Below are 8,793 nucleotides of genomic sequence, written 5' to 3'. Positions count from 1 at the left end.
CCCCCACTCCCACCCCATCTCCGACATCTACTCCTACGCCAACTTCCACCCCCACGGCGACATCCACACCCGTCCCTACACAGCCGCCTCCGTCTCCGACCCCCGCTGCTCCTGCTCACCAGGAGACCGGGCCAGCCCAGGCGCCCCCTCCGGCGGTCCAAAGCAAGTCGATCCTCCTCTGGCCGGTCTTTGGCTTTGTGGCGCTCCTGACAGCCCTCGCCTCCGCCAGCCTGTCCGATCCCCGCCCGCGCGCCCTCAAGCACCTTGGCGAGACCATCACATCCATCCAGGATGACCAGACCCAATCCAATTCATGAAAGGAATATCCCCATGTTAGACGTACTCTTTGCTCTCTCTGTCCTGGCCGCCGTGATCTTCTTCGGCGCGCTGATCTCCGTTGGCAACGAACGCCAGCGCAAGGCCATCGACGGCATCCGTGAACAGGCGGCACGCTGGGCCGAACAGGACCTGCGCCTGAAGCGCGCCCGCGCCATGCGTGAGGTGCGTGTGCCCGATGCCCGCACGTGGTTGACCGGCGTGGCCTCCCGCCTGCTCGGCACGTCGCCGCTCGTTCTGGCCCTGAACCCTTGGGAGGAAGCCGGCCTGAAAGCCCTGGTCTGCCCCTGCCAGGATGGCCGCAAACTGGTGGTGACCCCGGTCCCGCCCGGCCATTTCATCCAGTCCTTGAAGGCGCGCAGCCGCAGCCGGCTGGCGAAGGCCGAAGTCGGGCTGCTCGGCGACCGCCCGGGCCGCGTGCCCGTCCACGAGATGAACATCGTCACCTGCGGGCCGTTCTTCGACCTGGAAGCGAAGCTGGCCTGGCAGCAGACCTGCGGCAGCCCGCTCGATGCAGAACGCCTGTACCTGTTCGAGGTCGGGGCGGTCGAAAAACGCTGAGAGTGTACCCATGCCAGGCCCTACCTGCGATTTCTTCAAACGGCGCGGCATCCTGACCCATAACGCACCCACGGCGATCCTGTTGAAGGCACGCAGCATCATCTCCCGCCTGGAGGCCGGCACGCCGTACTGGCAGCTGCACGGCAAGCGCTTGCAGTTCAACCGCCAGGTGATCTCCATCCCGGTCGGCCCCGCGTGGCGCATCCTGGCGCACGATAAGAACGGCCGGGTGGAAGCCCGGCAGGTGCTTTCGCACTCCAGCTACAACCATCGTCTCAATATGTCCTAGTTTGCACCTTGGAGGAAACCATGTCCAAAAAACTGTTCAAAACCCCACCCGTCCCCTTCTTCCGCAAGTCTGAGAAGGGCCAGGGCTCGGCGGAGTTCGGTACCATCCTGGCCGGCCTGATCGTGGCCGTGCTGATCGTGATCGCCATCTTCCGCGACTCTCTGATCTCCCTGTTCCAGCGCATCGCCAGCCTGATGGGCGGTGGTTAGCACTTCGATGCCGGCGGTCTCAAAGGCCGCCGGCAGTTATCGAGGAGACAATCCATGTTCAAACAAAAAGAACGCGGGCAGAGTTCCGTAGAGTTCGCCTTGGTTGTCACAACGGCCATCATCATGTTCCTGGGGATGGTCCAGTTCGGGATGTACCTGTACGGCTTGTCCATCGTGGAGAACGCCTCGCGGCAGGCTGCCCGCATGGGATCGGTCGCCCAGGACTGTCCGCCCTGCGCAGCAGTCTCGGCCGCTCGTTCATCGCTGGCCGGCCAGCCGATCATCCGGGATGCAGCCGTATCCGTTCTTGCTCCTGGCGGTGTGGTGGGTACGACCGTGCGCATCCGCGTGACAGCCCATATTCCCATGATTGTCCCTGGAGGGAGCGGCTTCGGCCTTGGGCCTCTCACGACCGTGTCGGCGGAGTCGACGTTCCGCCAGGAAGGATGGCGGCCATGAAGCGAGAGCGCGGTCAGACAACCGTTTTCTTCGCTCTCATCCTGACCGGCTTGCTGCTTCTGACTGCGGTGGGGATTGAGATCGGGCGGATCGTTTATGCGCGCGGGGAGGTAGGAAAAGCCGCAGACGCAGCTGCGCTCGCGGCTGCTTCCCGGATAAATGTGGCGTTATATCGGGAGACGGGAGAGATCGAGTTCCTGCCGGATGTGTATGGCACGGCGCAGACCTACGCTTCGATGAACTCGGCATTTCTGCGGAGCCGGCATATTGGTGTGGCAGTGACAGGGATCAGCGTTGATGCAGCGACACAGGTGGTGTCGGTCTCCGTGGCTGCGGATTTATCTTCTTTGATCCCTGGAATATTGCCGTTTACGGCGGTCTATCAGATCACAGGAACGGCGGAGGCAAGGATGGATGGAAAATGAAGAAGGAAATCAGGTTAATATATCGATGTAAAAACTTTTGAGGTCAGAATCGAATTTATAGGTGTAAGAACGACGAATTCTCCAGAATCAATTGACAATTTCCAGCAATATCTGCTATATTGAATTAGCCGGGAGGAAAAATTTAAGATTAGCAGAGGTGATAATGCGAAATAGCTTGCCTGAAATAATGACAATCGGAGAAGCGGCGCAATATTTGCGAATATCATTGTCATCACTCTACAAGCTTGCGCAAGATGGAAAAATTCCTTGCCAAAAAGTTGGCAAACATTGGAGATTTAGAAAAGAGGCTGTTGATAGATGGTTAGAAGACATTCCGTTAAAAAACCAGATAAGAACCTCATCCAATAGCAAATAACACTGACCACTCTATGATGTAAAACGGGTAGGGCAATGGAACCAACAGAACAACACTGGTATGACCTCATGTTTGAAAATCGGTTTATGAAACTCAAGGGAACCGAATTCCAGAATTTCTTTGCGGACATTATGGAAGGCAGATACCCGGGCGATTTTCAGAGAGTTCGACCATGGGGAAGATCAGGCGACAGGAAAAATGATGGCTATTTGAGGTCGAGGCGGGAACTTTACCAGGTCTATGCCCCTAATGAAATGTCAGCAAAAGATGCTATTGATAAGATAGACGAGGATTTTAATGGTGCACTTCCCTACTGGCAAGAATATTATGATATTTGGTATTTTGTCCATAATGATCGATCTGGCCTAGGTCCAGAAATCACTCACAAGCTTCTTGATCTGGAGGCAAAACATAAACCACTCGGAGTAAGACCATATGGTTATTCTGAGTTACTTGTCGAGGTAAGGCAACTTTGCTCGGAAAATCTTTTGTTGCTGTTCGGAGCTGTTCCCACAGCAGATGGAATGAGACGCGTCGGCAACAAAGAATTAATAACTGTATTGAGCGTAATTAGTCAACAACCCGAAGTCGCACAGCCTGACTTACGGCAGCCGCCTCAAGATAAAATAGCACTAAATGCTCTCTCAGCCGATGTGGCATCATTTTTATTGTTAGGAATGCGAAAAACGGACCAGGTAAAAAAGTTTTTCAAGCAATATTATGATCCTCAATATGGTGACAAGATTGCTGTCGCCTTTCAATCAGAATATTTAGCTCTGAAATCCTCAGGGCTGGCACCAGATCAGATTTTTGCTGGGTTGATAAAGTTCGCTGGTGGAGCAAGTCGAGGGGACCCAGCCTACGAGTCAGCAGTATTAGCACTAGTAGCTTATCTTTTTGAGGAATGCGAAATTTTTGAGCGAGTAGGACGATGATACTTCCCACTAAGCATCTTCAAGGTGATCGAGCTCTACTTACGGTTGGTGCCGGTATATTGGCAATTATTGATGAGCCTAAAACGATATCACGAATTTGGGCTGAATTCTCACGCCAAAATAAAGCAAATGGTTCAACAGTACCTGTCACATTTGATTGGTTTGTACTTGCCCTTGATCTGTTGTTTTCAATTAATACAATCACTTACGGCCAGGGTTATATATCGAAAGCTAAGATATGATATATAGAATTATTAGCTCACTGCCTTCGTTCAAATTCCTTGAATTTCATGGTGGACTTAATATTTTGCTTGCAGATAAAAGTCCCAAGGCGACAGAGCGCCACACCCGAAATCGGGCGGGGAAAACCAGCCTAATTGAGATTATCCACTTCTTGTCTGGAGCTAACCTCTCGAAAGATTCGATATTTAGGACGGAGGAGCTTTCGCAAGCATCTTTCAGTATGGAGCTAGATCTGTCAAGATCGAAGTTAGTTATTGAAAGAAATGGACAGAACTCAAGTAAAGTTGTCTTGAGGAAAATAGACGGCAGAACAGACAATTGGCCTTTTCATGTTGTGCCAGATATCCTTGGTGAATACCCGTTAACTAATAGGGACTGGCGTCGGGTATTGGGACAACTTATGTTTGGGTTGGTAGACTTAGGGGAAGATACTACTGACACAAAAAAATATCGCCCAAGTTTTAGATCATTGTATAGTTACTTTGTACGAAAACAATCTGACAATGGTTTCACGACGCCATTTCAAAATGCATCTGAACAGGCAACTTATGATACTCAGGTGTCTTTGTCATACCTGCTAGGACTTGATTGGACAATCCCTCAGGAATGGGAATATGTTCGTACAAGAGAAAAAACCCTAAAAGAACTTAAGAAGGCCGCCAAAGAGGGAGCGTTAGGCGAAGCAATTGAAACAACAGCCAAACTTAGGACAGAGTTAATAGTGGCAGAAAGGAAATATTCTGCCTTGAAAGAGCAAATAGGCCAATTTAATGTGTTGCCTGAATACAAAGAACTTGAAACAGAAGCATCAGCCTTGACGCGCCAACTGAACCAGTTAGCCAATGAGAATGCAATAGATCGGGAATTGGAATCAGAATTGAACGCGTCATTGGTCAGTGAAACTCCTCCCTCGCAAGAAAATCTTGAAGCTCTCTACAAGGAAGTCGGGCTTGTTTTGCCTGATGCTGTTCGTAAACGTTATGATGAAGTCAGTACCTTTCATGAAGCTGTCATTAGAAACCGCAGGTTGTATTTGTCTGGGGAATTACAGGGCGTTCAAACGCGGATCCAGACCAGAGAACAGGAGATGAGACGAATTGAGGTAAGGTGGTCTCAAATCATGGGAATCTTGAGATCGCACGGGGCAATGGACCAACTCCTTGAGCTACAAGGAGAACACACTAGGCAAGAATCAATACTGCAAAGCCTGCGACAGAGATATTCTGCGGCAGAGCAACTAGAAGGTCTTAAGTCTGAGTTGGAAATAGAACGTCAGAAATTACATCTACGTCTTCGCCAAAATTACCAAGAACAAGAAGATGTATTGAAACAGGCTATTGTGGCTTTCGAAGATGTGTCAAAAGCCCTTTACGCGGATGCCGGTAGTCTTACTATTGATACATCAACAAATGGCCCAATCTTCGATGTTCAGATTCATGGTTCACGAAGTAAGGGCATTAGCAATATGCAGATTTTCTGCTTCGATATGATGCTCATGCGAATTTGGGCGGAAAAAGAGGAAGGTACTGGATATCTGGTACATGACAGTCATTTATTCGATGGAGTTGATGAACGACAAGTTAGCAAAGCTCTTTACGTTGGTGCCGAGATGGCTGATAGGTATGGTTTCCAATACATAGTTACTCTTAACTCTGATCAAGTCCGAGCCGAATTGTTTAAAGAGAATGGGCTCTCCAAATATTTGTTGCCGGTAAGACTTACTGATGCCACTGATGATGGTGGTCTCTTTGGCATCAGGTTTAGTTAATTGATTGAGGGGGTATGAATCCACAATTATCTCGACAAATCCCGGAAATTGGACAAATCGTTACCGTCCGCCAGCGACGATATGTTGTATCTGATGTACTCCAGAGCGCAATTCCTGTTGAGATTCTTCAAAATGCTGGGGGAACCAATCAACACCTGGTCACACTCAGTTCGATTGAAGATGATGCGCTGGGAGAGACACTCCAGGTCATCTGGGAAATTGAACCCGATGCGAGGATTAATGAGAAGGCCGGCTTACCTGATCCTTCCGGTTTTGACCATCCAAGAAGGTTCGACGCATTTTTGAATGCTGTTCGATGGGGAGCAATCAGTTCTGCCGATATTCGGTCACTTCAAGCTCCTTTTCGTAGCGGAATCACAATCGAAGATTATCAACTTGACCCTCTTGTGCGTGCTGTACAGATGCCTCGTGCAAATTTACTGGTCGCAGATGATGTAGGCCTGGGGAAAACGATAGAGGCCGGCCTCGTTGTTCAGGAATTGCTTCTTCGTAATCGCGCACGGACAGTATTGATTGTCTGCCCTTCCTCGCTTCAAATCCAATGGCGCGATCAGATGCGGGATAAATTCGGGCTGGAGTTCCGAATTGTTGATTCGGAATTGATGCGGACACTCCGGCGAACGCGCGGCCTACACACTAATCCATGGTCCCATTTTCCCCGGCTGATCACATCGATTGACTTTATCAAACGCGACCGACCCATGCGGCTATTCAAGGATCTCCTTCCATCCGAGGATGAGCCTAAATACCCACGAAAGTTCGACATCCTCATCATTGATGAGGCACATAATGTCGCCCCGGTGGGAAGGGGTAAATATGCCACCGATTCGTTGAGAACATTGGCGATTCGAACCATCGCCCCACATTTTGAGCATAAGTTATTCCTTACCGCCACACCTCACAATGGATACAAGGAATCCTTCTCCGCGCTGCTGGAACTGCTGGATAATCAGCGATTTGCCCGCGGGATCGAACCTGACCGACAGCAACTCCAATTGATAATGGTCCGGCGAATGAAAAGCGAGCTGCCTCCTCAGTTTGACGGCACTCCCCGCTTTCATAAACGTCATATCCAGGCAATCGAAGTCGCTTACACCGAAGAGGAAAAGCAAGCCCATGCCTGGCTGCAGGAATATACCGAACTTCGGCAACAAAATCCGAAAGACGCAGTCGAGCGGTACGCCACTGAGTTCATGATGAAAATGTTGAAGAAGCGGCTATTCTCATCGCCTGCTGCTTTTTTGCTCACTCTTGAGAAACACCTTCAGACTATTGAGAAAACCAAGGCTACGACCGAGCAACATAAACCAGTTTTAGGGATCCTCCGGCAACAGCTTGAGGCGGCAGAGGAAGATGACACTCAGGAAGCCACAGAAGAGACAGGAGATGATGCCATCCTGACCGCATCCCGCCTGTTCCGCCCCCTTACGTCAAGAGAAAAAGAACTTCTAGACAATCTACACACTTGGGCAAAGCGTCAGGCTTCACGACCGGATAGCAAAATCCAGGAGCTTTTGAAATGGCTACGAACCACGGTCAAACCAAATGGGGTTTGGTCCAACGAACGGGTGGTGATATTTACCGAGTATCGAGCGACGCTTAATTCTTTACAAGAAATCCTGGCCTCAGAGGGATTCACCGGGGACGACCGGTTGATGACCTTATATGGTGGTATGGCCGATGAAGATCGGGAAGCAATCAAAGCTGCATTTCAGGCACGACCAGAAATCAGCCCGGTGCGTATCCTTCTGGCAACCGATGCTGCTTCTGAAGGCATAGATCTGCAGAACTATTGTCACCGCATCATCCATATGGAAATTCCATGGAATCCGAATCGGCTGGAGCAGCGTAACGGCCGGCTGGATCGGCATGGTCAAACCAAAGATGTAATGGTCCATCATTTTGTAACCAAAGGCTTCCGTGATCACGAGCAGAGTACCTGGGATATGGGCGGGCGTGGATTAGAAGATGATCTGGAATTCCTTTTTCGGGCAGTAAAGAAGGTTGAACAGATCCGCGAAGATCTGGGGAAAGTTGGACCAGTCATCGCTTTGCAGGTCGAAGAAGCCATGCTGGGAAAACGCCGGCGTTTGGATACCACCCAGGCAGAGCGAGACAGCGAACCCGTTCGACGAATGTTGAAATTCGAGCGCGACCTTCGCACCCAGATCGCCAAGCACATGGAACAACTTCAAGAAACCCGCCAAACCATGGATTTTTCACCCGAGAATACAGAAGTGATCGTTGAGACAGCACTGGAACTGGCGGGGCAGCGCCCTTTGATCCCGGGGAAGATTAAGGATCCCCAGGTTCAGAGTACTCAATTGAGTGAGATCACTATCTATGATCTTCCTGCACTGACAGGCAGCTGGGCAGCTTGCGCGGAAGGATTGGCTCATCCCCATACAGGACAAATCCGCCCGATCGTTTTTGATCACAGGTCAGTAGATAGCCGGGACGATGTGGTCCTTGCACACCTCAATCACCGACTTGTGCAAATGTCCTTGCGATTATTACGTGCGGAAGTCTGGTCTCCAGCAAGCAAGAAGGGGTTACATCGCCTGACCGCCCGAATCGTCCCGGACAATGTACTCGTTGATCCAGCAGTCATTGCGTTCGCCCGGTTGGTTGTCATCGGTGGCGATCAAAACCGGCTTCATGAAGAGATCATCACAGCTGGTGGATATTTGAGGGAAGGCAGACTGGTGCGGATGAACGTTGGCCAGGTGACAAGCGCTATAGCTTCTGTGTCTGCCAACGAGCCATCAAAAGCAATGCAGCAACGTCTGCTTGCCCTATATCCAAAGATTGTTCCTCAAATTGTGACCGCACTTGAAGCCCGATCCAATGATAGGGTGGAAGGTATCCAAAAACTGCTGGCAGAAAGAGCCGCTTTTGAGGCAACGAGTATAGAGAGCATTCTCAACGAGTTGGCGGAGTCCATCCGTCAGGAACTGGATGAGCCCGAAGCCGTGCAACTGGAACTGTTCACGAGCGAAGAGAAGGAGCAGTTGAACCGTAACATTGATTCTTTGAAGCGCAGGCTGGCAGCGATACCCGGCGAAATAAAACAAGAAAAGAAAGTTGTTCAGGACAGGTATGCTGATCCGCAGACTCGCATGTTCCCGGTTGCGTTAATGTTCCTCGTACCCCAGAAATTGTCGTAATCAA

Annotated in this window: 11 protein-coding genes; all 11 read left to right on the top strand. The window is 50.5% G+C overall.

All coding sequences use genetic code 11. From position 1 onward, the window contains the following. On the top strand, window positions 1-317 hold a 317-nt coding region (locus tag C3F13_02965), incomplete at its 5' end, for a hypothetical protein (protein ID PWB56040.1). 13 nt (window positions 318-330) lie between these two features. Then, complete coding sequence (locus tag C3F13_02960; protein ID PWB56039.1) at window positions 331-897, top strand: hypothetical protein; 567 nt, start codon at window positions 331-333, stop codon at window positions 895-897. Window positions 898-907: 10 nt separating this feature from the next. After that, the gene (locus C3F13_02955) at window positions 908-1,186 is read left to right on the top strand and encodes a hypothetical protein (GenBank protein ID PWB56038.1); all 279 of its coding nucleotides are present in this window, start codon (window positions 908-910) and stop codon (window positions 1,184-1,186) included. 20 nt (window positions 1,187-1,206) lie between these two features. Then, window positions 1,207-1,395: a hypothetical protein gene (locus C3F13_02950; GenBank protein PWB56037.1), complete on the top strand. Its 189-nt coding sequence runs from the start codon at window positions 1,207-1,209 to the stop codon at window positions 1,393-1,395. Between the two features lie 54 nt (window positions 1,396-1,449). After that, complete coding sequence (locus C3F13_02945) at window positions 1,450-1,854, top strand: hypothetical protein (protein ID PWB56036.1); 405 nt, start codon at window positions 1,450-1,452, stop codon at window positions 1,852-1,854. Beyond that, window positions 1,842-2,279, top strand: a complete 438-nt coding sequence (locus C3F13_02940; GenBank protein ID PWB56035.1) for a hypothetical protein — start codon at window positions 1,842-1,844, stop codon at window positions 2,277-2,279. The genes C3F13_02945 and C3F13_02940 overlap by 13 nt, the downstream gene beginning before the upstream one ends. 163 nt (window positions 2,280-2,442) lie before the next feature. Then, window positions 2,443-2,655 (top strand): DNA-binding protein, encoded by a 213-nt coding sequence (locus tag C3F13_02935; GenBank protein PWB56034.1) that lies wholly within the window; start codon window positions 2,443-2,445, stop codon window positions 2,653-2,655. Window positions 2,656-2,690: 35 nt separating this feature from the next. Next, complete coding sequence (locus C3F13_02930) at window positions 2,691-3,590, top strand: hypothetical protein (GenBank protein PWB56033.1); 900 nt, start codon at window positions 2,691-2,693, stop codon at window positions 3,588-3,590. Continuing rightward, a complete protein-coding gene (locus tag C3F13_02925) occupies window positions 3,587-3,832 on the top strand; it encodes a hypothetical protein (GenBank protein PWB56032.1) in 246 nt (81 codons plus the stop codon). Before C3F13_02930 ends, C3F13_02925 begins: the two co-directional genes overlap by 4 nt. Next, window positions 3,829-5,601, top strand: a complete 1,773-nt coding sequence (locus C3F13_02920; GenBank protein ID PWB56031.1) for a DUF2326 domain-containing protein — start codon at window positions 3,829-3,831, stop codon at window positions 5,599-5,601. Before C3F13_02925 ends, C3F13_02920 begins: the two co-directional genes overlap by 4 nt. Before the next feature lie 14 nt (window positions 5,602-5,615). Further along, window positions 5,616-8,789, top strand: coding sequence for a helicase (locus tag C3F13_02915; GenBank protein PWB56030.1), 3,174 nt, complete (start codon window positions 5,616-5,618; stop codon window positions 8,787-8,789). Window positions 8,790-8,793 lie beyond the last annotated feature (4 nt).

It is taken from the genome of Anaerolineales bacterium (assembly GCA_003105035.1).
GTDB lineage: Bacteria > Chloroflexota > Anaerolineae > Anaerolineales > UBA4823 > FEB-25.
This window is presented reverse-complemented; position numbering and strand designations above follow the sequence as displayed.